The organism is Prosthecobacter vanneervenii, assembly GCF_014203095.1.
Classification (GTDB): Bacteria; Verrucomicrobiota; Verrucomicrobiia; order Verrucomicrobiales; family Verrucomicrobiaceae; genus Prosthecobacter; species Prosthecobacter vanneervenii.
The window spans coordinates 379,150-403,985 of the sequence record NZ_JACHIG010000002.1 but is presented as its reverse complement, the minus strand read 5'-3'; the positions used below and the strand labels follow the sequence as shown (position 1 = coordinate 403,985).

The following is a 24,836-nucleotide window of genomic DNA, read 5'->3' as shown; positions in this document are numbered from 1 at the left end:
CTTCTTTTGTGTCTTCACGCGCAACCCACTCCTCCGCAGACGCCATGCTGCCCGCCGCCACCGCCGTTCAGGCTGCTCTGCAAATCGAAAGCATCATCACCCAGGTCTCCCAGATCATTCTAGGAAAGGAGCATGTGGTGCGGCTGGCGGTGACCTGCCTGCTGGCGCGCGGGCATCTGCTGTTTGAGGACCAGCCGGGTGTGGGCAAGACGATGCTCTCCCAGGCACTGGCGCAGGCGCTCGGGCTGGGATTCCGCCGTGTGCAGTTCACCAGCGATCTGTTGCCCGCAGACATTCTCGGTGCGTCCATCTATGACCGTGACACGGCGTCGTTTCACTTTCATCGCGGGCCGGTTTTCACGCAGGTGCTGCTGGCGGATGAGATCAACCGCGCCACACCCAAGACCCAGTCCGCGCTGCTGGAGGCGATGGAGGAGGGGAAGGTGACGGCAGATGGCAGCACGCATCCGCTGCCGGAGCCGTTTTTCGTCATTGCCACGCAGAATCCGTCTTCGCAGATCGGCACCTTTTTGCTGCCGGAGTCACAGATGGACCGCTTTTTGATGCGTCTGGAGCTTGGGGTGCCGGACCGCAGCGCCGAGCGTGCGCTGCTGGAAGGGCAGGAGCGGCGCGAGCTGCTGCGTGCGCTGCAGCCTGCCATGTCCGTGCCGGAGCTGCAGCAGCTGCAGACCTGGGCGCGTGCGGTGTATGCCTCTCCGGCGCTGCTGGACTATCTGCAGGATCTGCTGGCTGCCAGCCGCGTGCAGGGGCATGGGCTTTCTCCGCGCGGCGGGCTCTCCCTGCTGGCTGCGGCGCGTGCATGGGCGCTGCTCAGCGGCCGGGCCATGGTGCTGCCGGAGGACATCCAGGCGGTGGCGGTTTATGTCATGGGGCATCGACTTGAACACGCAGCAGAAGGCATGAGCGGTACGGCGCTGGCACGTCAGCTCATCGCAGAAACTCCGGTGCCCTGAAGTCATGAAAGTGCGCGTGCGCTGGAACCGACACACGCTGGCGCTGCTGGCCATCGTGGCGGGCATGTGGTATGCGGCGGAGGCGCAGTCCAATGGGGCGGCGCACCTCATCGCGCTGCTGACGGGGGCGATCAGCCTGCTCTCCTGGCTGCATGCGCGGGCCAATCTGCGCGGGCTGAGCCTGCGGCTGGCCGGTGCCAGGCCCGGTGTGCAGGAGGTGGGGAAGCGCATTCCGGTGGAGCTGCGTGCCACGGGGGCCGTATCTCCGTGCGGACTGGAGATCCACGCGGCAGGGGCTGCGACGTCCGTTTTTGTGGAGCGTGTGCCTGCGGGTGGCGTGGTGGTCGTGGAGCTGCCGCCGCCTGTGAACGAGTCTGGTGGCGGACTGCGGATTTTGGTGCGCAGCCTGTATCCGCTGGGGCTTTTTTCGGCGGAGCTGGTGGTGGAGACGGCCTGGGTGCGGCGTGTGCATCCGCGGCCGGCGGGAGATCTGCCGGTGCCTGCTCCTGATACCACTCAGCGTGGGGAGGCCGTGGCGGTCTCGTCTGCGCGCGGACAGTCTGCAGGCGGAGATGATTTTGCGGGGCTGCGCGAGTGGCGTGCCGGGGACTCTCCGCGCCACATTGACTGGCGTGCCGCAGCGCGCGGCGGGCCGCTGATGGTGAAGGCCTGGAGCAGCGGAGTGCAGGGCGTGGTGGTGATGGACTGGGATGCCCTGACGCTGGAAGATGCCGCACGTGCCGCCCAGCTGGCGCGCTGGATGGAAATTTGTGAAGCGGAAGGCAGCCCCTATGAGCTGCGCCTGCCGGGGCGTGTGATCCGTGCCGGGCATGGGCCTGCACACCTGCGGCGCTGTCTGGACGCCCTGGCAACTCAGCCGGGTGCAGACGGTGGCGCTGCTGTGGTGGATGAAATGCAGGCGGCTGACAAGACGGTGAGCATGGCGGGCATGGAGCAGTCCACCTTTCTGCCCAAGGGGCCGCTGCTCTTGATGAGTCTGGCGCTGCTGCTGGCCATCCTGCCGCTGCGCGGTTACATCGGCAATGGCGGCCTGCTGGTGTGTGCGCTGTGCATGATCTGGCGCGGCGTGCTGCGCATGGGCGTGCCGCATGTGATCATGCGCGTGGGCGTGATCGTGGCCGGAGTGCTGGCGGTGTTTGCAGATTATGGAGAGATCGGCGGGATGGAGCCAGGCATCGCGCTGCTGCTGGTGCTGGCTGGTGCCAAGATGCTGGAAAGCCGCTCTCCGCGGGAGTTTCAGGTGCTGGCGCTCATCGGCTGGTTCATGGCCTTCTGCACCGTGCTGCTGGAGAATCAGCTCTCCCGCTCCATCTGGGTGGTGATGGTGCTGCTCATCATCACGGCATGCATGGTGCGCTTTCGCCGCAGCGCACCGGGGGCGCGCGAGCCGCTGCGCCTCACGGGTGTGCTCTTTGCGCAGGCGCTGCCGCTGGCTGTGCTGCTGTTCTTTGTCTTTCCACGTGGTCTGCTGGATCTGGGCTCGGCGCTGGGCCGCAGCCGCTTTGGGGAAACGGGCATCGACAACGAGCTGAGCCCAGGCAACATCGCCAAGGTGGCCCTGAGCTCCAAGGTGGCCTTCCGCGTACGGTTTCCAGATGGAAACGTGCCCTCCAATGAGTTGCGCTACTGGCGCTGCCTCACGCTCTGGCACTGCGAGGGGCTGCACTGGCTGCGTGGCGACCGCCTGCCCTATGCGCCACGGCTGCCGCGTATGAAGAACAGCAGCGACGTGCGTCAGGTCATCGATCTGGAGGCGCACGGCAAGCGCTGGCTGCCCTCACTGGACCTGCCCGTCTCAGCCAGGCTGCGTGGCGAGGATCTGTCGCCGGAGTTTGACCAGTCAATCGTCTCTCCCTTTGCCGTGATGAACACGGAGCGTTTCTCGGTGCTCTCGAGCTTTGAGCAGCAGCCTGTGCGTGACTTGCTGGAAGTCCACCGGGAGGCTGCACTGCAGCTGCCGCGCCAGATTTCACCCGAGCTCAAGCGGCTCACGGACTACTGGGAGTCCGTGACGCAGAACGACGAGCAGATCGTGCAGATCGCGCTGAGCTACATCAAAACCATGGGCTTTAACTACACGCTGGAGCCCGGCGAGTACACCGGACCACAGGCCATGGAAGATTTCTTTCTGCGCCGCCGCGTGGGCTTCTGCGAGCACTTCAGCGCCAGCTTTGCCACGCTGATGCGCATGGCGGGCGTTCCCTCGCGTGTGGTGGTGGGTTTTCTCGGCGGGGAATACTCGGACCACAACGGCGGCTACCTCATCGTGAAGCAGAGCGACGTGCATGCATGGGTGGAGGTGTGGCTGGAGAAGTACGGCTGGTTTCGCATTGATCCCACCGCCGCACTGGCACCCGACCGTGTGAACATTGACATCAGCGCCCTGATGGCCGGCGGTGTGGAGGAGGCGGAGCGGCAGCGGGGCTCCATCTGGCAGCGCCTCCGCCTGTGGTGGGACAGCGTGAACTACGACTGGCAGAACCAGGTGATCGACTACAACCAGGAAACCCAGCGCAGCCTGCTGGAGCGGCTGGGCCTGCGGCAGAGCAAGCTGGTGCTGCTGATCCCGAGCGCGGCCTTTGTGCTGCTGGCGGGCGCACTGGTGACGCTGTGGCTGCGCCGCCCGGCGCGGCATGCCGACCCCTGGATGCGCCTCTGGCAGCGCGCCTGCCGCCGCGCGAGCCGTGCCGGAGTGCCCGCCTGGATGCCGCACGAGGGCCCGCAGACCTTTGCCCGCAGAGTCACCGAAACACGCCCCGATCTGGCCCCGCAGTTTGAGCCCCTGGCCACCCAGTACATCTCCGGCCGCTACGGTGCCTCACGCGATGGACTGCAGTCCTTCAAAGCAGCGGTGAAGCGCTTCAGGCCGGGCAAGAGTGCGAAATGAGTGCTGGCTGCTGATTACGACTGCCGTGACTTCCGCCGCCGCAGGCCCAGGCAGAGCAAACCGCCGAGCAGCAGCAGGGCGCGGGAGGGCTCGGGCACGATGGCGATGACGCCGGTGGTGCCGAACTGGCTGACGTCCCAGAACCAAGTGCTGTTGAAAGCGGTGAGGTCGGGCAGATCGAGGGCGTAGGAGGCGTTGTCGGCACTGCCGCCGAGGCGGATGCCGGTGCCGGAGTCGTAGTAGGAGAGGGCGATGGTGGAGCCGCTCCAGTCCACGAGATCAAAAACAGCATGATAGGCTGGGGTGAAGGACGAGCCGAGGGCGACGTTGATCGTTGAGGCTGCGTCCAGGGTGAGGGTGCCGCCGACGATGAGGCGGTCATTGCCACCTGGCGCAGCGGTGCCGCTGATGCCGGTAAGGCGGTTGGTGTTGGTGTCAAAGGTGGGGACGAGGCTGGTGTCTCCGCTGTTGAGCTGCAGCGAAATGACGGAGGATGCCGATGCGGTGAGGCTGCCGCCGATCTGCACGGTGCCGATCTGCGTGCTCACTCCGGCGGTGCCTGCGGCGATGGTGGCGGCATTGCCACCAGGGGCCAGCGTGGCATTGGCGGCGAGGGTGACTGAGCCGCCGATGTTTCCGTTTCCGCCGAGGGTGGCTCCTGCGCTGACCTGCACCGCGCCGCTGCCGGTGGCGGAGTCCGGGCCTGCATACGCGTTGTTCACCATGAGGGTGCCTGCGCTGACGGTGGTCTGGCCGTTGTAGGTGCTGGGGCCGCTCATCACGGTGGTGCCGGTGCCGGTCTGGTTCACCACACCGGTGCCGCTGATGCTGTTGGTCACGGTGAGGACATCGCTGCGGTTGAAGGCCAGCGTGGCGTTGTTCACGATGCTGCCGGTGCCGAGTGTGCCGGAGGTGCCGCCATTGCCCGCCTGCAGCGTGCCTGCGCTGATGGTGGTGGTGCCGGAGTAGGCATTGGTGCCGAGAAGCACGAGAGTGCCGGTGGTGGTCTTGGTGACTGCGCCGCCGCCATTGATCTCACGCACGTCTCTGAGCGTGCCGGAGGCCAGGGTGAGGGTGTTGATGGTGTTGGTGGCGTCTCCGATGCTGTGGCCGGTCAAGTCCAGCGTGCCGCCGGTGAGGGCGATGGTGCTTTGCGTGTTGCTGGTGGTGGCTCCGGTGCCGCCGCCTTCGGTGATGTCCACATTGGAGACAAGCGTGCCACCGCTGATGGTGAGCGTGGCCGAGGCAATGCCGAAGGTGTTGGTGTTGGCATACGTGGCCAGCACAAAGCTGCCGCCGCTGTTCACCGTGAAGGTGCCGCCGCTGATGGTGAGCTGGCCGCTGGCTGTAGGGCCGGGGGAAGTGGTGCCCGCATTGCCGCTCATGGTGCCGATCTCGACTTTGTTGGCCGTGAAGGTGCCGCCGTCAAAGTACACGATTCCAGTCGCGCCGCCTGCACCGTCGCTGCTGCGTTTGCCAATGGTGAGCGTGCCTGCGGTGATGGTGGCGGTGTGGCCGCGTAGATCCAGCGTGCCGGTGGGGCTGGCGCCCGTGGAGGTGGTGAGTGAGCTGCCCACGACGATGTTGGTGGTGCCACCCGTCTTGCCGCCGATGACCACGGTGCCTGCACTGCCTGCGGTTTGTGAGGCAAACTTGATCGTGCCCACGCCTTTGGACACGCCGATGTTGATGGTGTCTGTGGCGATGCTGTTCGTACCCGCGCCCAGCACGAGGGTGGCGGTGCCGGAATTGAATCCATTGCTGTTGGCGATCTGCACGGTGCCTGCGGTGATGCTGTTGCTGGTGTCCGAGAGATTGAGCGTGCTGTTGTTGTTGATGCCGTAGCCCACGCGGAATTCGCTGACGGTGGCGCTGAAGGAGCCCAGGCCGGAGAAGTCGGTGGTCGTGGTGTTGGCATAGATGCCACTGTCAAAGGGGGTGGGGGCTCCGGGCAGGAGATTGGCCGCAGCCTGGGAGGTCACGGTCTGCAGACCGGCCTCGAAGTTTGCTGCTGCTGCATTCACCACGAGTGAGCCGCCGCCGGTGAAGACCGCACGCGTCTGGATTTTGACATTGCCTGCCACACCGGTGGAGAAGGCACCATTGACCTGCAGCGTCTGCCCGGCACCGATGGTGACGGTGCTGCTGAGTGTGGCGTTGTTGGAGGCCACCTGCAGGCTGCCCACGCGCTGGCTGGCGGTACTGAGGTCCAGCGCGGCGGTGAATGCGCCGGAGCCGATGGTGAGGGCGGTGGTGATGGGCAGGGTGTCTGTGGCACCGATCTTCAGCGTGCCGGAGGTGACGAGGGTGGGGCCGGTGTAGGTATTGGACCCGCTGGCAGCGGTGAAGTTCAGTGTGCCGTCTCCGGTTTTGTTGAGGCCGCCTGAGCCTGTGACGGGTGCGGCCACGGTGGCGGTGACGCCGGTGTCCACGCGCACTTCAGTCGTTGCACTGGAGATCTGCACCTGACCACCTGCTGCGGCGAGCGTGTAGTTTTTAGAAAACTGCAGTCCATTGACCGTCACGGCGTCCTGCACCTGCACGGTGCCACCAGCGGCGCCGCCAAAGATGGCGATCTTTTCCACCGAGCCCGTCCAGCTGGCGTTGTTGCTGCCGTCTGCGAGTGTCCAGTTGGTGCCGGCATTGGTCCAGACGCCGTTGCCGCCGCTCTGCACGCCGTCTGCCACGGTGCCGCTGCCGTCCCAGTACTGGGCACTGATGGCGGTGGCGATGAGGTTCACGGCCTGGTTTACGGTGTCCACGGAGATGGTCAGGTTGTAGCCAGCGAGCATCTGTGCGACGAGGCCGTTGTCTGTCAGCGTGCCGGTGTAGCCGATGAGCTTGTAGGTGCCTGCGGTGAATCCGGCACCGGTGGTGACGCGCACAATGCCATCGAGCGTGATGGTGCTGCCATTGGCCTGGATGAGGTCGCTGGTGGTGCCGAGATCAAACATCAGCACCGTGCTGTCATTGAGGGTCAGGTTTCCACCCACCGTGAGGGTGCCGGTGCTGCCTGCGGAGAGTGCATTGCCTATGATGAGGGTGCTGCCTGTGGCGGCGGTGAGGCTGCCACCCACGCTGCCCGCGTAGGCAAACGTGGCGCCATTGGCCACCGTGACGGCGGTGTTTCCCAGGGTGCCGCTCACATTCAGCGTGCCTGCATTGACGGTGGTGGCTCCGGTGTAGCTGCTGGTGCCGGAGAGCGTCCACAGGCCGGTGCCGTTCTTGGTCAGGCTGGCGATGTTGGTGGCGTCCATGCCTGCGGCCAGGCTGCCGCTGCCTGCGCCAGTGAGGGTGAGCGCGCGGCTGCCGCCGGAGCCGACGATGGCGGTGGTGTTGGTCAGGGCCAGGCTGCCGCTGTCTGATGAGATGGTGGTATTGGCCGTGAGGGTGAGCGCGCCGCCAAAGGTGTTGGTGCCGCTCACATTTACCAGCGCACCATTCTGCCCGGTGGCACCGGTGCCTGCCAGTGTGAGGGCTTCCGCACCCACGCTGATGTTGTTCTGGATCTGCAGGGTGGCACCGCTGGCGACAGTGGTGCCTGCGTTGGCGGCAGAGGGCACGGTTTCGCTGGAGAGCACCGCACCGAGCGCGCTGCTGTTGCGGATGTTCAGGATGCCTGCGCTGACGGTGGTCTGCAGTGTGTAGGTGTTGGCCCCGGAGAGGGTCCAGGTGCCGCTGCCGGTCTTGATGATCTGCATGTTCACCACAGCGGAGGCATTGCCTGTGGTGCCACCGATCTGCCCCTGGATCTCGCCATTGCCAGGACCGGTCAGCGTAAGATCGGAGTAGTTTGCGGCGGAGGTGATCGTATTGGCGGTGCCAAGGCGCACGCCGTTGGTGAAGGTGATCGTCTGCCCGGCGGTCATGGCACCGAGGGTGCCGCGTCCGGTATTGCCGGTGGCGGAGTTGCTCATGACGATGAGGCGGTCCGTGGAGGTGGTGCTGCCTGCGTATTCAAAGCGGCCGTTGGTAGCGCTGGCCTGGCCGAGATTGATGTTGCCAGTGTTGCCGGCGGCGGAGTTGATGCCGTTGTTGAAAATGCTGGTCACCTGAAATGCGCCGTCGGAGATGGAGATGTTTCCGGTGAAGGAGTTGTTGTTGTTGTTCAGAAAGACGGTGCCTGGATCCGTGCGGGAGAGGCCGCTGCTGCCCGTGACGAGGCCGTTGATGATGAAGTTCTGCGTGCCACGGAAGATGAGTCCGGTGTTGACGGTGCCATTCAGCGTCAGCGCGCCGGTTCCGTTGCTGTAAAAGGAGCCGTTGCCAGTGATGGCGCGGTCGGTGGAGGCGGCGGCACCGGCGTATTTCACATACGAGGCGGTGCCGACATTGAGCGTATTGCCGGCACCGATGGCGCTGTTCACCCCGGCATTGGCAATGCTGGTGAAGATGAGCGTGCCGCCGACGATGCTGGTGGTGCCGGTGTAGCTGTTGTTGTTGTTGGTAAAGCTCCACACGCCGAGCTGGTTGCTGTTGCCAGTGACGGTGACGCTGAGACTGCTGGACTGGCCGTTGGAGATCAGCCCGTTCATCACGTTGGCCGTGGAGTCTGTGTTGCGGTTGCCGGTGGTGGCGGTGAAATTCAGCGCGATGGTGCCCGTGGTAGCTCCGCCGCTGATGTTCCCGTTGATGATCATCTTGTACGGGTTCGTGTCAGAACCGGCGACGGCGGTGGAGTTGTTGGTAAAGGTGTAGCTGCCATTGCCGCTGCTGCTGGTGGGCTGCAGCACCATCGGGGCGTTCAGCGTCACGGAGGCGGTGTTGCCGGAGTTCATCGAGATCGAGCCGCCGCTGCTCAGCAGCAGGCTTTCTCCCGCATTGGTGCCAGCGCTGCCGATCGTCATGGCACCTGTGGCACCCGAGGCGAAAATGAGGCTGCGCAGATTGCGCCCGTTGTCGATGGTGATGGCCGTGGTGCCAAGCGTGCCGCCAAAGGTGGCGGTGTCAGCATTGGTCGTGCCGGTCAGTGCGCCTGGCGCTATGCCGCCGACCCAGTTGGTGCCGGTGGACCAGGCCTGCGTGCCGGTGCCGCCAGACCAGGTGGCATCTGCTGCCATGCTCAGCGGTTGCAGCAGGGAAAGAAGTGCTAGGGCATGGAAAGTCTTGCAAAAGGCGGAGCGACGAAGCTGCCTTTTGAGTCGCGGAGTACTCATGGGGGATTTTTTTGGGGGGCGCTCCACGCAGAACGCAGAGCAAGGGGGGGCTTATTGGTTACCCCAACAACTCACGAAGTTCAAAAAATGAGTGCCGCTTGCATCATATGTGGCGGGTGGCGTTACATGCGATATGCGTTGAAGGCTTAGCTTCCGCGTTTTCACTCATCCCTAGAGTGAACTGCAGTGCATTAGCCGGAGGAAAGCTGCTTTTCTGCGCACCGCATGCAGTTCTATGGCAGACCATACCACGTGCCTTTGCCTGCTCCGTGCTTGATCAGATGGCCCTGCTCCAGCAAATGCCGGAAATGCTCCTTGAGTGTGTTGCGGCTGGCTGCCGTCATCTGGATCATGCCGCCCATGGTCACACGACCATGCTGTCTGGCGTGGTCGATGATGGCCACGGCAAGCTCCGGCAGAGAGGACATGACGATTTTTTCGCGCTCTACCTTGATCGCCAGACGGCGCGTCTGCTGCTGCAAGGCACGCAGAAAAAACAGCAGCCAGGGCTGCCAGTTGGGCGCCGGGGTGCGGATGGTGCCCTGAGTCTGACGCAGGCTGAGATAGTAGCCCTCCTTGCTGTTCTCGATGATGCTTTCCAGCGAACTGTAGGGCACATAGGCATAGCCAGCCTGCAGGAGGAGCAGGGTGGTCAGGACGCGGCTCAGGCGGCCATTGCCATCCTGGAAGGGGTGGATCTCCAGAAACACCACGACAAACACAGACACCACCAGCAGCGGGTGCGTGCGCTTCAGCTCCCGGGCTTCATTCAGCCAGGAGACAAGCCCGGCCATGCGGCGCGGCGTATCGAACGGCGTTGCCGTTTCAAACACGACGGCGAGCTGCCTGCCGCTTTCATCGAAGGCGGCGACGTTGTTGGGAAGGGTCTTGTATTCGCCACGATGCCGCTCGTCCTTTTCGCTGTAGCGCAGCAGGTCGCGGTGGAGCTGCTTGATGTGATTTTCTGAAATGGGAATGTCCTGACATGCATGGAAGATGGTTTCCATGACCGCGGCATAGCCTGCGACTTCCTGCTCGTCCCGGGTGTCGAACTTTTTGATCTCCAGGCTGGCAAGCAGCCGCTCCACTTCGCGGTCGGTGAGTTTGCTGCCCTCGATACGCGTGGAAGAACCGATGCTCTCAATGGTGGCGACATGGCGCAACGCCTTCAAACGCTCAGGGGCGAGCGTTCCAAGGGCGCGCCAAGCACCTTTGAACTCGTCAATTTCGGCAATCAGCCCCAGCAGCTCGGGGGTGATCAGGATGGAGTCAGTCTGGATCATTCGGTCTTCAAACCCATATATACACCCGCAAACACCCATAAAACAGCCAAAACACGCCTAATGTGAGCTTGTGCATGCGCTACGCCGAGGCTTACAACGCAGTTGTAGTCGCACATGTCCAGAAACGAGCCACGCGATGAATTCTGATACAAACAAGTCGCCTAGACCAACTCTCAAAATCTTGTCACATTGCCCGGACGGCGGAGCAGCCCCATTGGCTGGTTTAGTCGCTTGCCTGTTATTTTCAAATAGCAGGCGGCGCTCCCGCCTTGCCACTGGGGCCGCTGCGCTCGCCGGTTCAATATGACAATTTTTTCGAGAACTGGTCTAACCAAGTGCTGCAGCGAAATGCTCCGGCCGCCACGCTGGCTTCCTGCGGTCGATCGCACAGAGAGCCGAGTCCCTCGCCATGACCTGCTATCGCACTGACGGCAGCACTCGCGGGCACGGCATTTGGGCAGGGCTCTTCTCGCTGCTGATAGTCTGTGGATGCATTGCCATCTTAGTCGTCAGCCGCTCGGAACCTGCCGATTCGCGGACGATTGCGTTCCTGATCGCCCTTCCTCTGATCTTGGTGGCGGGATGGGTTTTCGCTTTCTCGTTGTGTCATGTGCTGCGCCCGCAGAGCACGTTTGTCGAAATTACTCACGAGCGGATTGCATGGCGAGACTGGCACGGCTTTGGAATGGTGACCGCCGACTATCCTTTGGCATCTGTCCAGGCACTCAAGCTGGTGGATAAGGGCTCTGACTGCCTCATTCTGAGTGACGGCACAAGCATCGCTCTGCCCATGTTGGCCATTCGCGGATACGCTGAATTTAAAGCGGCGCTTCAGCAGGTTCATCCTGCGATCAAATTAATCGACTGTCACGGCAGACAAACGAATTGAAAACAACTGTCTCAAATGGTGCGCGGTGCAGGGTTCGAACCTGCGACCCCTGCCGTGTGAAGGCAGTGCTCTACCGCTGAGCTAACCGCGCGGAAGTTGTGGGGAGGGAGTCTTTAAGCGGGCTTCCGCATCACGGCAACCAGAATTTGCGTCCGGGTGCGGTTGTTTGCGAAAATGGCTGCGGCGGCGTGGGAATGGGCGCTTGGAGACGCACGGCGGAGGCTTGGGGACAAGCCTCCCTACCTGGTAAGACTCACGCACGCCGCAGGCGGAACTGGCGCAGGTATTTCAGCGGTGTCATGCCCATATGGCGGTGGAAGTGGTGGGTGAGGGCGCTCTGGTCGCAGAAGCCGAGGTCGTGGGCGACGTCGGAGATGTTGGCTCCTTCCCGCTGAAGGGCTTCGCAGGCGGCCTGGATGCGCAGCTTCATGATGAAGGCCTGGGGGCTGGTGCCGAAGGTCTCGACAAATTTGCGGTGCAGCTGCCTAGGCGAGAGGTGCACGATCTGCGCCAGCTCGGTGATGGAGACGCCGGTGCGGAAGTGGTCGCGGATGTAGGAGAGCGCGAGGTCGATCTGCAGGTAGGGCTGGAGCATCTGCTTCTTGCCCTCAAAGCTCTGCACGGTGCCCATGATGCCGATGACGCGGCCTTTGGCGTCGGTGAGCGGGAGCTTGTTGGTGACGAACCAGTCAGGCAGTCCCTGATCGGTAAAGAAGAGCTCGACGATGTTGAGCTGAGCCTTGCCGCTGCTCATCACCTCCACGTCATCGCGGCGGAAGTTTTCTGCCAGGCGTGTGGGGAAGAGATCAAAGTCATTTTTGCCCACGATGTCCGTTTCGTCGCTGATGCCAAAGCGGTCCATGAAGCGGCGGCTGGCGCACATGAAGCGGAAGTCGCTGTCTTTGGCAAAGAAGGCGAGGTCCGGCAGGTGGTCGAAAAGACGGTAAAAGGGGCTGTCCGCACTGACGCGACGGATGAAGCGTTCGCGCAGTGCGGCGGGGGATTCGGGGCGTGGCGCGGTGCTGCTCACACCCCAGTGTCAACCATGCGGATCAAAAGCGCAAACGCAGCCCCGCATAAGCTCCGGTGCTCATGACCGGGTAGCCGGGGATCTCGTAGTAGGGCTGGCCGAGGAGGTTTTCCACGCGGGCAAAGAGATCCAGGTGCTCGTTCACGCGCCAGTTGGCGGAGAGACGCACGCTGAGGTAGTCCTTCTGATCGATCTGCGCAAAGGTGATGGGATCGTAGTCCTCGCGGTCGATCACGTAGAGGGCGTTGAGATTGAAGGTGACGTCCTTCACCGGCTGGAAGCGGATGCCGCCGGAGATGCTGTGGCGCGGGCGGCGCACCAGGCGGGCCATGTTCGTATTGTCATACGCGTCCAGGTAGGTGTAGCTGAGGTTCAGGCCAAACATGGCGCAGGGATTCCAGTCCAGCCCGCTCTCCAGGCCCTGGGTGGTGGCGGAGCCGATGGCCATGGGGATAAAGGCAGGCGGCGGATACTGGTAGGTATTGCTCAGGTCATTGCGGAAGAAGGTGGCGCGCAGCGAGAGCTTGTTTTTAAAGAGCGGCTGCATGATGCCCGCCTCGTAGCCGCGGCTGCGCTCGGGGTTCACGAGAGCGGGGTTTCCGCCAAAGACGGGGGTGAGATCCTGCGGTGTGGGCGGGGTGTAGGCGGTGCCGTAGTTGGCATGCAGCACGGTATTGACCCGGGGCACCATGTAGCTGACGCCGCTGCGCCAGGTGAAGGCGTTGTCAAAATCCGAGTACTTGTCGTAGCGGATGCCATTGATGAGGTTGAAGCCCTTGAAGAGCTCGGCCTGCGACTGCAGGAAGAGCGCGAAATTGGTCTGAGCCTGGGAGATGTCGATCATCTGCGCCGTGTCATTGTAGCGGCTGATCTTCTGGTCCTGGAACCACGCGCCTGCGGTCAAGGTCCATTTGTCCATCATCTGGATGACGCTCTTGTACTCAATGAAGTCGGTGCGGGAGCTGGTGCGGTTGTTTGGCAGGAAAAACGGCGGGTCATTGTAGCCGGTGGCCACCTGCCGGAACTGGCTGTGGGAGAAGGTGAGCGACTGCGTCCATTTGCTCGTGGTATTCCATACCAGACGCGGGGAGATGCTCCAGAACTCGGTGAGGAGGTGGTTGTCCGGGTCATTGATGTCCGTGGTGCGCGGGTCGCCGGCATTGGCGGTGTAGTGGCGCGCATCCAGATCAAAACGCAGGCTGTCGGTGAACTGATACCCGGCTTTGCCTGACATGTTGGTCTGCGAAAAGCGGCTGTTGATGCGCTGCCCCTGCATGTCGGTGCGGCTGGCTTCAAAGCCCCAGTCCATCTTGCCGATGGCACCGAGGGAGCTGATGCCCTCGCGGATGGTGCCGTAGCTGCCGGTTTCGGCAAAGACGGTGGTCCTGGGCTTCTCCAGGCCTTTGCCGCTGCGGGTGATGATGTTGATCACGCCGCCCATGGTGCGGCCGCCGTAGAGGCTGGCGGCGGGGCCGCGCAGCACCTCGATACGCTCCACATTGTCCAGCGCCATGGTCTCGAGATTGAAAGAGCCTGCGAGGTTGGCGGGCAGTGGGCGGCCATCGATCATCAAGGCGGTGTCCTTGGTGGTGGTGCCGCGTGTCATCACCGTGGCCACGTTTCCGGGGACGCCGGGCGTGGCGATGGCCATGCCGGGGACATTGCGCAGGGCATCGACGGCAAAGCGGTACTGGTTTTCCTCGATCTTCTTGCGGTCGATCACAGTCACGCTGCTGGCGGTGCGCCAGGATTCGGTGTCGGTCATCGTCGCGGTGATCACGACTTCGGGGATGTCAGCGGCTGCGGTGCTGGCAGGTGCCGCTGGCTTCTGCTGTGTCTGCTTTTGCGGCTGCGTCTGTTTCTTCGTTTGAGGCTGGGCGGGCGTCTCTGCCGCGCTGAGCTGGATGGCGGCTAGGAGCGCCGCCGTGATCGCTGCGCAGGGGCGGCGACCAGAGGTTTTCTGGAGGTACATGTCGTAGGTTTGTTCATTGGTTCGATGAAACATCCGTCTGCGCCATGAGGCGTGACGGATGTGCTTGTTCGCAGCGAGATGTTCGGACTCCGGGTTTGTGCGGTGGAGTGATCCACCGCGCCTCGCCTCCGCCTTCACCAAGGGATTGCTCCCCGATTGGCTTTGCTCCATGCCTGAGGGGCATGAATGGAGGTCTGTGACCCGATACCGCAGCGCCACTGTGGCCGGTTCTCACGGCCTTCCCTGCATCTGCGAACGGCTGCCTGGTGCACTCGCACCCTGCAGATAAAGAAAACGGAGCGCATTCTGAGGAATGACTCCGCCATGGTCGTCCATAGGCCGCTGGCGGATGTGAGGCAACTGGAAAGTCCGCCTTGCACACCGGCTCATCTCTGCGCATGCAAAGCGCCTCCATGAAACGCATTCAAGACGCACGGCTCTACGGCATTGTTGACCTCGGTTATGTGACGGCTGAAAACGTCGTCTCCATGACGGCGCAGCTTTGTGCCGGAGGGGTGGATGTGCTGCAGCTGCGTGCCAAGAAGCTGGGAGCGCCGGAGATCGAGCGGCTGGCGCGGCAGATGCTGCCGGTGACGCGGGAGCACGGCGTGCCGCTGGTGATCAATGACCACCTGGAAATCGCCGCCGTCGTGGGCAGCGAGGGCGTGCATGTGGGGCAGGATGACGATGCCGTGGCCAGGGCGCGCGCGGTGGTGGGGCCGGAGTGCTTTGTGGGCAAGTCCACCCACAGCCTGGCGCAGGCCGTGGCCGCGCAGGCAGAGGGGGCGGACTACATCGGCTTTGGCCCGCTGTATGCCACGGGGACAAAGCCGGACTACGTGCCCATCGGCCTGCAGGACATCACTGAGGTGCACCGGCTGGTGCAGCTGCCCATCTTCTGCATCGGCGGGGTAAATGCGGGACGGCTGGACGAGGTGATCTCCGCCGGGGCGCGGCGGGTGGTGGTGGTATCTGCCTTCCTGCAGGCGGCGGATGTGGCGGACGAGGTGCGGCGGCTGAAGGAACGGCTGCCGGTGGGCTGAGCGGGCAGGAGGGGATGGGCTGGATCTCACATGCCCAACTCCACGCAGGGCACCGAGGCCTGAGGGGAAACGTCCGCAAATTCAGCAATTTCAGCGGGGGGTATACACGCAGCAGCACGGGTAGGGCGGCTGGTCCTCCAGCCGCCGCTGCCCAGCGTGTGATGAATGCCCTGGGACGAGATGCCAGCAGAGGCTGCCAGCGGAGAAACTTCCGCAAATTCCCCAAATTCCTCGGGGGGGTATGCGCACGCGGCGGGCCATGGCGGATGTGCCGGAGCGGGTTCTTTCTTCTCGTTGGCTGTAAGATGACCATACAGACTGGTATTTCATGTTAGTGCCGCAGATTGTTGTCTTGGGCGGAGTGGCACTCCATTCTGCCACACGGTGCGCTGTCGCTGCATTTCAGGCATGTGGTTTGCACCTGGCAGCCAAGACAGTCGTAAGGGTTTGCCAGGTGTGGGGTGTTTCCTTTGCGTGGAGTAGGCTAAACAACAGGATGACTCTAAACGCCTCTGGCATGGCGAGGGCGGCAGCATGGTGGTCCGCACAGTCCTCTGTGCGGTTCGTGCTGCCCATTGTGCTCTGTTCTTCCAGATCCTTCGCGCGCGTTCTGCAAAGCGCAGCCGGAGATTGGGCTTTGGGTTCCTTCGCAGGGAGATCGTGATTAGCAGCTCAGGGGAGCTTGCGTGCCGCACAGAGGACTGTGCGGCACTATGGCGGTATTCGCCACCCACAGGCAATGAGCCAAGAGTCTGCCAGATGTGTAAAGAGGATGAGCCTCAGCGAGCAGCGCCTGAGCTTGCCTTAGCGTGCATACCCCCCCGAGGAATTTGGGGAATTTGCGGAAGTTTCTCTCTTGGCAAACCACGCTGGTATTTCCTGGCAGGGCATTGATCACGCGCAGGGCAGCGGCGGCTGGAGGACCAGCCGCCCTACCCGCGCTGCTGCGTGTACCCCCCTCCCGTGGAAACGGGGGAAGTCTGCCCACGAGCAAGCCCTGCCCGCGCTCCTGCGTGCATATCCCCCCCGAGGAATTTGGGGAAATTGCGGAAGTTTCTCTCTTGGCAAACCACGCTGGCATCTCCTACCAGGGCATTGATCACACGCTGGGCAGCGGCGGCTGGGGGACCAGCCGCCCTGCCCGCGCTGCTGTGTGTACACCCCCCCGAGGAATTTGGGGAATTTGCGGAACTTTCTCCAGAAAAGGGCAGGGGCATGGCCGGGCGCACACCACCCGCAGCCGATGCGGCTGCCCTGCTGCTTCAGAGTTCCAACCCCGGAGTCCGGAGACCCCGGCACCTTGGGCGTTACTTCTTCTCGGTGGGGATGATGCCGGCGCTCACGGCGCGTTTGGCTCCGAGGTATTCTTTGGCCAGGGCTTCGATCTCGTCTTTCTTGATGCCGGAGAAGTCGGTGATGAAGCTGCGGGCCCAGTCGAGGCGCTCGGGGTGCTCCTGGGAGCAGCGGAGCACGTTCATGGACCAGTAGCGGTTGTCGCGGCGCATCTGCTCCAGCTGAGCCACCATGGGCTTCATGGCGCGGTCAAATTCGTCGTCGGTCACAGGGCCTGCGGCCAGCTTGTCGCCGATCTCGATGACGAGCTTGGTCAGGGAGTCGGCCAGCTCGGGCTTGCACTCGATCATCGTCGTCATGTAGCCGTAGCCGGTGAAGCTGTCATTGGCCACGTGGTAGCAGGCGGGGCTGTAGGTGTCTCCCAGCTCTTCGCGCACCTTGATGCGCAGGCGGTCATCCAGGATGGAGCCCAGCAGCGTGAGGCGGCGGGCGCGCTTGATGTCCGTCATGTCCGTGGTGGGCCAGTACACGGTGGCGATGGCCTTGGGGATTTCGGTGTCAAAGGGGAAGGTCTTGCTGGCCTCGGGCTTGGGGAAGGCCACGGCACGCTCCTTGGTGTAGTCGGGCTTCTTTTCAGCACGTTTGGGCAGGGCACCGAGGGTCTTGGCCACGGCCTTGATCGCAGCATCTTCGTCCACATCTCCGAGCACGGTCACCTCCAGGTAGTCCTGGGTCAGGGCAGGGGTGAGCCAGGCCTTCAGCTCGGCCAGGGTGCGCTGGCGCAGCACTTCGATCTTGGGGAAGCCCCAGCGTGCGTCGCCGGAGTGGATGAAGGAGACGACCTCGCCATTCATGACACCTTCTGCGGTGTGCTGCAGCTGGGTGTACATGGGTTCCAGATTTTTCTCAAACTGGCGTGCGGCCTCCTCGCGGTAGCCGGGGGCCACGAGGTAGGCGGTGAGCAGCTGGAGCTGCGCCTCCAGATCTGCCGGGGTGGTGCGGCCGCTGAGCACAAAGGCCTCGTCGCCGATGGAGAAATCGCTGCCCACGGTGCGGCTGGCAAAGATGCGGCGGATGTCGTCCACGCCATGCTTTTCCAGGCCGCCGAGCTGGAAGGTGCTCTGCGCAAAGGGGATGATGCCCGGCTTGTCTGCAGGAGTGCTGAGCTTGCCACCGCCGAAGTTGATCAGCACGCGGATGGTGCCTTTTTCGAATTCAGTGTGCTTGAAGTTGAAGCGCACGTTGTTTTCAAACACGGCCTGGACGATCTCCAGATCCTTGGCCTCGGAGCGGCTGGCCACCTTGCCCGCAGGACCAAACTCGGTGTAGGCAAAGGCGGCGGTTTCCTCCTTGGCGGGAGCGGCCACGGGCTTGGCGCGGCTGGCCTTGAAGGTGTCGATGATCTGTTTGTTGGCATCGCCTTCCAGCTTCAGATTACCGCCGAGGAAGAGCTGCACGTCATCGCCCTTCCAGTCTTCCACGAGCGCGGCGTGGCTGTCTTCCTTCTTCAGGCTGGCCAGCACGGTGGATACACGGGCCAGATCGTCTGCGGGGTGGGTGAAGACCTTCTTGCCAGCCAGGATGCTGACGATGCCGCTGGCCAGATCGCGGGACTTGCGGCTTTCGGCCTGGTCGGCGCGCAGCTTGGCCCCTTTGAGCACGGTGGCCTTGGCTTCTTCAAATTCGGCATCGGTAAAGCCATGCTCGATGGCACGGCGCAGCTCTGTTTCCAGCAGAGTTAGCGTGGCCTTCCAGTTCTTGGGGTCGCACTGGGCCTGGATGCCGTTCACGCTGACAAATTCGAGATACTCGTAGCTGTAGCTCTCCGCGCCCAGGAAGGGTGCGCCTTCGGCCTTGGCCAGCTTGGAGAGGCGCTGGTTGATCATCATGTCCGCCAGGTCGCGGATGGTTTTCTCGCGGCGGGTGGCGGCGCTGTCGGGCTTGTTCTTGGCGGCGCGGGGGATCTCCACGGAGATGGTCAGGGCCTCGGCCTGCATCTCGGTGTGCAGCTTGGCGATGGTGCCGTAGCCGGAGGTCACCTTGCCGAGATTGGGGTCTTCAGCATCGCCGTGCTTGGGCTTGGCGTCGGCAAACTGCTTCTCGATCTCCGCCTTCACAGCGGCGGTGTCTTTGAAATCGCCCACGGCCACGATGGTGGCGCGCTTGGGGGTGTAGTACTTCTCGTAGAATTCGGCAAATCGCGGACGCTTCATCGTCTTGATCATCTCCTCGGTGCCGATGGGCATGCGGTCCGGCAGGATGGACTCGGGCATGGCAAACTTGTAGCCCGCCATCATGGTGCGGTACTCGATGGAGTCGCGGCTGAGCTTTTCGCTGAGGATGATGCCGCGCTCCTTGTCGATCTCGGCCTCATTGAGCAGCATGCCGTCGAGGTCGTCACGGAAGAGCTGGAGGCCTTCGGCGATGTACTTGGGCTCCACCTTGGGCAGCTCCAGCATGTACACGGTTTCCTTGAAGGAGGTATGCGCATTCGTGTCGGCACCAAAGCCCATGCCCAGGCGCTGGAAGTACTCCACCATCTCCCCGCCTTTGAAGTGGCGGGAGCCATTGAAGGCCATGTGCTCCAGGTAGTGCGCCATGCCCTGCTGGTCGTTTTCCTCCATGAGCGAGCCCACATCCATGTAGAGGCGGATGCTGGCGCGGCCGGGGGGCTCATCGTGCGGCAGGATGACGTAGCGCAGACCGTTTTCCAGCTGACCAAACTGGGCCTTGGGGTCGGCCTTGAGATCGCTGGTGTCCTGAGGCCAGGTGGCGGCATGCGCGGTGGAGGCGACGACGGCTGCGAGAAGGAGGGAGCGTAGCATGGGAGTGCGGCTGGCTGTGGGGTTGGGGAAAGAAGCGGACGAACGTGGAAACTCAGTGCGGCGAATGAATACGCGCAGAACCGTATGACGAAACGGCGCTGCAGCAGAAATTCGTCATGGGAATTTGGGATTGGGGCATTCCCGCCTGTGGCGGGCTTAGTCCACCTTGCCGAGGCCCGCTTCGGGGTCCGGCTCCAGGAAGCCGAGCTCGACAAAGAGCTCGTCCATGGCCATGAGGGTGGCCTCGTACATCTCAAAGGAGAGATTGAAATTAAAGAAGCCGTGGCCCTGGCCTTCGAACTCGATCAGGCGGCAGAGGTTCTTCTTCTTGCTCGACTTGCGGGCAAACTGATAGGAGCCGTCAAAGGGCACCACGCGGTCTCCGGTGCCGTGCATGATGAGCATGGGCGGCAGGCCGGGGCGGATGGCACGGATGAGGTCGGCGGCCTTGCAGGTGGCCTGGTCCGGCCAGCGGTCGCGGCCAAAGGCGTACTTGGAGTAGGTGTCCATCACCGGATTGAACAGCACGATGGCGTTCGGAGCCGGGCTGCAGTCGAGTGCATCGGAGGGATCGTCAAAGCCGCTGAGAATGGCGGAGGAGGCGATGGCGTGGCCGCCACCAGAGCCGCCCACACCGACGATCTTGCCGGGATTGATGCCCAGCTCCACCGCATTCATGCGGATCCAGCGGATGGCGGAGCGCGCATCGGCCATGGCTTCCACCGGGCCGGTGCCGTGGCGGGTGCTCACACGGTAGTCAAAGCAGATCGTGGTCATGCCACGGGAGGCAAAATACACGCAATGAGGGGCAAACTGCGCCACCTGGCCGTTGTCCCAGCCGCTGCTGAAAAAGAAAGCCGCCACCGACTTGGGGTAGGAGGGAGCCTTGTCCATCTCGGGTTCCCAAATGTAGGCGGAGAGATTCACACCGCCTACGGTTTTGTAGATTTCTTCCCGGGCGGTCTTCAGCAACTCCCGATTGCGATCAATCGGGGGTGTGCGTGGGTGACCTTCGCTGTGAGACTCCATGTGTTGGGGGTAAGACGTTGACGTTTGCCAGAATCACCAAATCAGCAAATGGTTTTACTCTGGATTAAAAATATCACAGCAAATTCTCGGTATGCTAATCATAAAATGACGATGGCTGATTGTTTTTGCATGAATCCACGTCTTGTTCGTGGCAGCCAGCCGACCTCTTTCATGCGCCAGATTTTTCTGTTCTTCCTTGGAATCAGCCTGTTACAGACCTGCCTTGCTCCTGCTCATGCCCAGGGGGATGACGTGGAGCTGAGAGACACGCTGGAGAAAGCCTACCTCAAATGGAGGGATGCCATGCTGCGGCAGGATGCCCTGGCCTGGGCAGGGAGCATCAGCCGCTACCGCCAGACCGTGATCCGCAACCAGGTGGTGAGCGAGCGGCAGCCCTTTCCTGATGCCGTCTTTGATTCTCCCGTCGTGCCACCCCTGCTCACAGGGCTGCGCCTGCTGGAAGCCCAGGCGGTGGGGGAGACTGCGCATCTGGTCTATTATGGAAAGATCGACATGGGGCAGGGCAAGGAGCTGGTGCGTGACAACCTGCTGAAGCTGAAATTTGCCCGTGAAAACGGGGTGTGGAAGTACGACAGCAACCGCGTCTCCCGCATGGACAAGGCCCCGCCTGAGGTGCTAAAAGCGCTGCAAGATGGAACGCGGCCGGAGTTTTTGGACTCAGCAGAATTCACTCCGCCGGGGAAGATGCCTCCTACTCCGCCGCTGTGCCGTGTGCCGGACTTCAAGGCAGGCTACAAGCTGGAGAGCTTTGGTTACCAGACGACCCTCAGTGCCAATGGCAGCAGCTACGAGCCTGTGCAGGACGGGCTCAACCAGCAGATCCTCATCGGAGGTCTGGTCAAAGGCCGCAATGAGGTGACGCTCTTCATCAAGCCGGTGCCCCGCCCTGAAGGTGAGAAGCCGGTGCTGCAGATCCGGGTGTATCTCGTGCCAGACGATCCGGCCAAGCCCAGCCGCGAAGTTCTGCGCTGGGCCGCTCCTGAAAGCGGAGTGCCGGAGAAAGTGACGCTGCCGATCGAAGTGAAATAGCGCCCCGCCATGCCGACGCTCGATCATGAAAACACACTGCGCGCAGAAGGCTTTCGCGTGGTGGCTGGAGTCGATGAGGCTGGGCGCGGGCCGCTGGCCGGGCCGGTGTGTGTGGCGGCGGTGGTGCTGCCGGAGGATTTTTCCCACCCCGTGCTCAATGACTCCAAGCAGCTCAGCGAGGTAAAACGCGAGCGTTTGTATGAAGAGATCACCGCAGATGCGCGCATCCGCTGGCATTGTGTGACAGTGGAGCCCGCAGAGATCGACCGCATCAATATTTTACAGGCCACGTGGGAGGGCATGCGGCGTGCGGCGCTGGCGCTGCAGCCGGTGCCGAATGCGGTGCTCATAGACGGCAAGCCGGTGAAGAACTACCCGCTGTACCAGTTGGCGCTGGTGAAGGGGGACAGCCTCAGCTACTCCATCGCGGCGGCCAGCATCATCGCCAAGGTCACGCGGGATCGTCTCCTGGTGGCCATGGCGCAGCGGTATCCTAAGTATGGCTTTGAGATTCACAAAGGCTACCCCACGCCAGGGCATCTGGCGGCGCTGCGCCAGCACGGGCCCTGCCCGGAGCACCGGCGCAGCTTTGCCCCGGTGGCGCAGCTGGAGCTGGACCTGTCATGACGCCTGAACCGCCGCCGCCCGAGAGCCTGTGGTCCCGGCTGCGCAGGCGGGTGCAGGAGGCTGCATGGCTGCGCACGGCAGTGCTGTGGCTGCGGGCACGGACGTGGCTCTCCTTCAGCAAACAGCTGGCCGGGCTGCCCATGAGCCCCAAGGAGGTGGGGGCGATGGGCGAACTGCTGGCCGCGCGCTGGCTTTCGGCGAATGGCCGCCGGGTGCTCTACCGCAACTACCGTGGGTCCAATCGTGGAGAGGTGGACATCGTGGCGCGGCATGGACAGGTGCTCACTTTTGTGGAGGTCAAGGCGCGCACCAGCACCGCGTTTGGCCGCCCGGCAGACGCCGTGGGCAGGGACAAGCAGCGCCTGATCCAGCGCGGAGCCATGGACTGGCTGCGCCTGCTGGGAAGGCCCCTACTGAGCTTCCGCTTTGACATCGTGGAGGTGGTGCTGACCGAGGGTGAGAAACCGCGTGTGAATGTGATCCAGGACGCCTTCCAGATGCCGGACAGCTCCATGGCCGGACGGTGACTGAGTGACGTTTTTGACAGGTTGCAGCCTGCGTCTTGCCAGCTGCGATGGCTCTGCCTATGAGACTTCCGTAAATCTCATGCAGCCGGCCGTTCCCTCCATTTCGTCCACCCCAGCCTCCAGCCTCCTCGGCACCGTGACCACCCTGGTGCAGGACACACAGGTGGATGTGACCCGCCTGATCTACATGCTCTATCAGGATGTGGAGCAGCAGATCAACCGCGCTGACCTGAAGGCCCAGCTGACGCTGAGCACCTCCGCCGTGCTGATGGCCATGATCGTGAACATCGGCCCCGGCGTGGCGGTGACAAACCTTGCGGCCCTGCGCACCTACGAGATGGCGGTGCTGGGACTCTATGCGCTTTTCATTGTTTGCATGTGCCAGGCTTTTGGGCGCGGCATCGCTGCTGCCTACCCACGTGCGGTGAAGAAGGTGGCGGATGCCAACCGCCATCCCAATCTCTACTTCTCAGGCCAGATCGCCAGCATCCCGGGGGATGAATATGCCGAGCTCTTCTGCAAACAGTCGAATGATGGCGTGAAACGCTCCGTGCTGGGCCAGGTGCACTCCAAGTGCATCGTGCTGGAGGCCAAGCTGCACAACGTGCGCAAGGGCATGAAGTCCCTGCTGCTGGCGCTGGCGCTGTGGATCGCCGCACGGCTGCTGCTGGTGGTGGGGGCCGGACTGGGCTGATGAGGGGCCGCAGAGGGCAGGGGATGGGCGGCAATCGGCTTTGACAGCACCGGAGCACGTCGTAAAACTGGCGCTTCCTTTTTCCCAACCCAGACGACCTACCCATGAGCAACGCCAATCCCGCCAAGAAGATCATCAACAATCCGCTGAAGTGCGCCGACGAACTCTTTGAAGGTCTGGTGCTGGCCTATGATGGCAAGGCCCGCCGCGTGGGCACGCGCTCCATTGTCATGAATGATCTGCGCCCCGATGCGCCCGCACTCCTGGTGGGCGGTGGCGCCGGGCATGAGCCGATCTATCACGGCCTGGTGGGCAAGGGCATGGCAGACGGCGCCGCCGTGGGCGAGATCTTTGCCGCTCCGCCGCCAGACATCGTGCTGGAAGCCGCGCAGGCCGTGAACCGTGGCAAGGGCGTGCTCTTCCTCTATGGCAACTACGCCGGAGACGTGATGAATTTTGACATTGGCGCGGAACTCGCTGCCGACGAAGGCATCAACGTGAAGACCGTGATCATCGCCGACGACGTCTGCTCCGCTCCTCCCACAGAGAAGCACAAGCGCCGTGGCGTGGCAGGTCTGGTGCCGATCGTCAAGCTGGCCGGTGCCGCCGCGCAGACGGTGGACACTCTGGACGAGCTGGTCCGCATCGCGCAAAAGGCCTGCGACAACACCCGCACCGTGGGCGTTTCCACCAAGCCCGGCAGCATTCCCGCCACCGGCAAGCCCACCTTTGAGCTGGCCGATGACGTGATCGGCCTCGGCATGGGCATTCATGGAGAGAAAGGCGTGGGCCTCATCCCCATGTGCACGGCGGACGAACTCGCTGCCAAGATTCTCGACCTGCTCTTCGGTGATGACCTGGAGCTGAAGTCCGGAGATGAGATCGTCTTCTTTGTGAACAGCCTCGGCTCCACGCACATGATGGAACTGCTGATCCTGCTGCGCGGTGCCAAGCCGATTCTGGAAGCACGTGGCATCAAGATCCACCAGACCATCGTGGACAACATCGTCACCTGTCAGGAAATGGCCGGCGTGAGCTTCAGCATCACCAAGCTGGACGCCGAGCTCAAGAAGCTCTGGGACCTGCCCTGCGAGAGCGTGGGCTACACCAAGCTCTGATCCCGGATAATTCGCCCCCCACTCGTCTTCATCATGAAACTCCCCGCGATCTTCGCCAGCCCCGCCAACATGAGGACCGTTCTGCAAGGAACGACCATCTTTAAAAAAGGGGACGATTCCGGGGAGATGTACGTGGTGGAGAGCGGGGAGGTGGACATCCTGATCAACGGCAAGGTCGTCGAAACTGTGCGTGCGGAGGGGTTCTTTGGTGAGATCTCGCTCATCGAGGACTCCTTGCGCACCGCAGACGCCGTGGCCCGCACCGACTGCAAGCTGCTGCCCGTGAACCGCCATCACTTTCTCTACATGGTGGACGAGATTCCACAGTTTGCCCTGCACGTGATGAAAGGCATGGCCGACCGCCTCCGCCGCGCCGACCGCCGTGCGTCAGGTGAGGTGGAGACGGAGGACTGAAGGG

16 protein-coding genes and 1 tRNA gene are annotated in these 24,836 nt (G+C 62.9%); 10 read left to right on the top strand and 7 right to left on the bottom strand.

The features are described from left to right. The first annotated feature begins 44 nt into the window (after positions 1 to 44). On the top strand, positions 45 to 974 hold the full coding sequence (locus HNQ65_RS06900) for an AAA family ATPase (RefSeq protein WP_184338991.1): 930 nt from the start codon (positions 45 to 47) through the stop codon (positions 972 to 974). A gap of 4 nt (positions 975 to 978) precedes the next feature. Then, positions 979 to 3,882 carry a transglutaminaseTgpA domain-containing protein gene (locus HNQ65_RS06895; protein ID WP_184338769.1) on the top strand — a complete coding sequence of 968 codons (2,904 nt, stop codon included), beginning with the start codon at positions 979 to 981 and terminating at the stop codon, positions 3,880 to 3,882. Between the two features lie 14 nt (positions 3,883 to 3,896). Here the strand turns inward: HNQ65_RS06895 and HNQ65_RS06890 are convergent, their stop codons facing one another. Both HNQ65_RS06890 and HNQ65_RS06885 read right to left on the bottom strand, forming a co-directional pair. Further along, on the bottom strand, positions 3,897 to 9,038 hold the full coding sequence (locus HNQ65_RS06890) for a beta strand repeat-containing protein (RefSeq protein ID WP_184338768.1): 5,142 nt from the start codon (positions 9,036 to 9,038) through the stop codon (positions 3,897 to 3,899). Between the two features lie 233 nt (positions 9,039 to 9,271). Further along, positions 9,272 to 10,321, bottom strand: coding sequence for a Fic family protein (locus HNQ65_RS06885; RefSeq protein ID WP_184338767.1), 1,050 nt, complete (start codon positions 10,319 to 10,321; stop codon positions 9,272 to 9,274). 409 nt (positions 10,322 to 10,730) lie between these two features. On the opposite strand from HNQ65_RS06885, the gene HNQ65_RS06880 reads away from it, so the two are divergent. After that, positions 10,731 to 11,210 carry a hypothetical protein gene (locus HNQ65_RS06880; RefSeq protein ID WP_184338766.1) on the top strand — a complete coding sequence of 160 codons (480 nt, stop codon included), beginning with the start codon at positions 10,731 to 10,733 and terminating at the stop codon, positions 11,208 to 11,210. A gap of 16 nt (positions 11,211 to 11,226) precedes the next feature. Here HNQ65_RS06880 and HNQ65_RS06875 read toward each other — a convergent pair. From HNQ65_RS06875 to HNQ65_RS06865, 3 genes are all read right to left on the bottom strand, one after another. Beyond that, positions 11,227 to 11,301: transfer RNA gene (locus HNQ65_RS06875), tRNA-Val, on the bottom strand. Between the two features lie 162 nt (positions 11,302 to 11,463). Further along, positions 11,464 to 12,240 carry an AraC family transcriptional regulator gene (locus tag HNQ65_RS06870; protein WP_343076552.1) on the bottom strand — a complete coding sequence of 259 codons (777 nt, stop codon included), beginning with the start codon at positions 12,238 to 12,240 and terminating at the stop codon, positions 11,464 to 11,466. A 22-nt stretch (positions 12,241 to 12,262) separates the two neighbouring features. Continuing rightward, a complete protein-coding gene (locus HNQ65_RS06865; protein ID WP_184338765.1) occupies positions 12,263 to 14,212 on the bottom strand; it encodes a TonB-dependent receptor plug domain-containing protein in 1,950 nt (649 codons plus the stop codon). A 413-nt stretch (positions 14,213 to 14,625) separates the two neighbouring features. On the opposite strand from HNQ65_RS06865, the gene thiE reads away from it, so the two are divergent. Continuing rightward, a complete protein-coding gene (thiE, locus tag HNQ65_RS06860) occupies positions 14,626 to 15,255 on the top strand; it encodes a thiamine phosphate synthase (RefSeq protein ID WP_184338764.1) in 630 nt (209 codons plus the stop codon). A gap of 1,307 nt (positions 15,256 to 16,562) precedes the next feature. Here thiE and HNQ65_RS06855 read toward each other — a convergent pair. Both HNQ65_RS06855 and HNQ65_RS06850 read right to left on the bottom strand, forming a co-directional pair. Further along, positions 16,563 to 19,373 (bottom strand): M16 family metallopeptidase, encoded by a 2,811-nt coding sequence (locus HNQ65_RS06855; RefSeq protein ID WP_184338763.1) that lies wholly within the window; start codon positions 19,371 to 19,373, stop codon positions 16,563 to 16,565. 156 nt (positions 19,374 to 19,529) lie between these two features. Then, complete coding sequence (locus tag HNQ65_RS06850; protein ID WP_184338762.1) at positions 19,530 to 20,402, bottom strand: alpha/beta hydrolase; 873 nt, start codon at positions 20,400 to 20,402, stop codon at positions 19,530 to 19,532. A 129-nt stretch (positions 20,403 to 20,531) separates the two neighbouring features. Here HNQ65_RS06850 and HNQ65_RS06845 point away from each other — a divergent pair, with 129 nt between their 5' ends. The 6 genes from HNQ65_RS06845 (at position 20,532) to HNQ65_RS06820 (ending at position 24,832) form a co-directional block, all read left to right on the top strand. Further along, positions 20,532 to 21,452 (top strand): hypothetical protein, encoded by a 921-nt coding sequence (locus HNQ65_RS06845; protein ID WP_184338761.1) that lies wholly within the window; start codon positions 20,532 to 20,534, stop codon positions 21,450 to 21,452. Between the two features lie 9 nt (positions 21,453 to 21,461). Beyond that, positions 21,462 to 22,079, top strand: coding sequence for a ribonuclease HII (locus tag HNQ65_RS06840; RefSeq protein ID WP_184338760.1), 618 nt, complete (start codon positions 21,462 to 21,464; stop codon positions 22,077 to 22,079). Continuing rightward, on the top strand, positions 22,076 to 22,606 hold the full coding sequence (locus HNQ65_RS06835; protein WP_221306065.1) for a YraN family protein: 531 nt from the start codon (positions 22,076 to 22,078) through the stop codon (positions 22,604 to 22,606). The genes HNQ65_RS06840 and HNQ65_RS06835 overlap by 4 nt, the downstream gene beginning before the upstream one ends. 79 nt (positions 22,607 to 22,685) lie before the next feature. Further along, the gene (locus HNQ65_RS06830) at positions 22,686 to 23,300 is read left to right on the top strand and encodes a hypothetical protein (RefSeq protein ID WP_184338759.1); all 615 of its coding nucleotides are present in this window, start codon (positions 22,686 to 22,688) and stop codon (positions 23,298 to 23,300) included. A 104-nt stretch (positions 23,301 to 23,404) separates the two neighbouring features. Continuing rightward, positions 23,405 to 24,418, top strand: a complete 1,014-nt coding sequence (locus tag HNQ65_RS06825; RefSeq protein ID WP_184338758.1) for a dihydroxyacetone kinase subunit DhaK — start codon at positions 23,405 to 23,407, stop codon at positions 24,416 to 24,418. A gap of 33 nt (positions 24,419 to 24,451) precedes the next feature. Further along, entirely contained in the window at positions 24,452 to 24,832 is a 381-nt protein-coding gene (locus HNQ65_RS06820) for a cyclic nucleotide-binding domain-containing protein (protein ID WP_184338757.1), read from the top strand. The last annotated feature ends 4 nt before the right edge of the window (positions 24,833 to 24,836 follow it).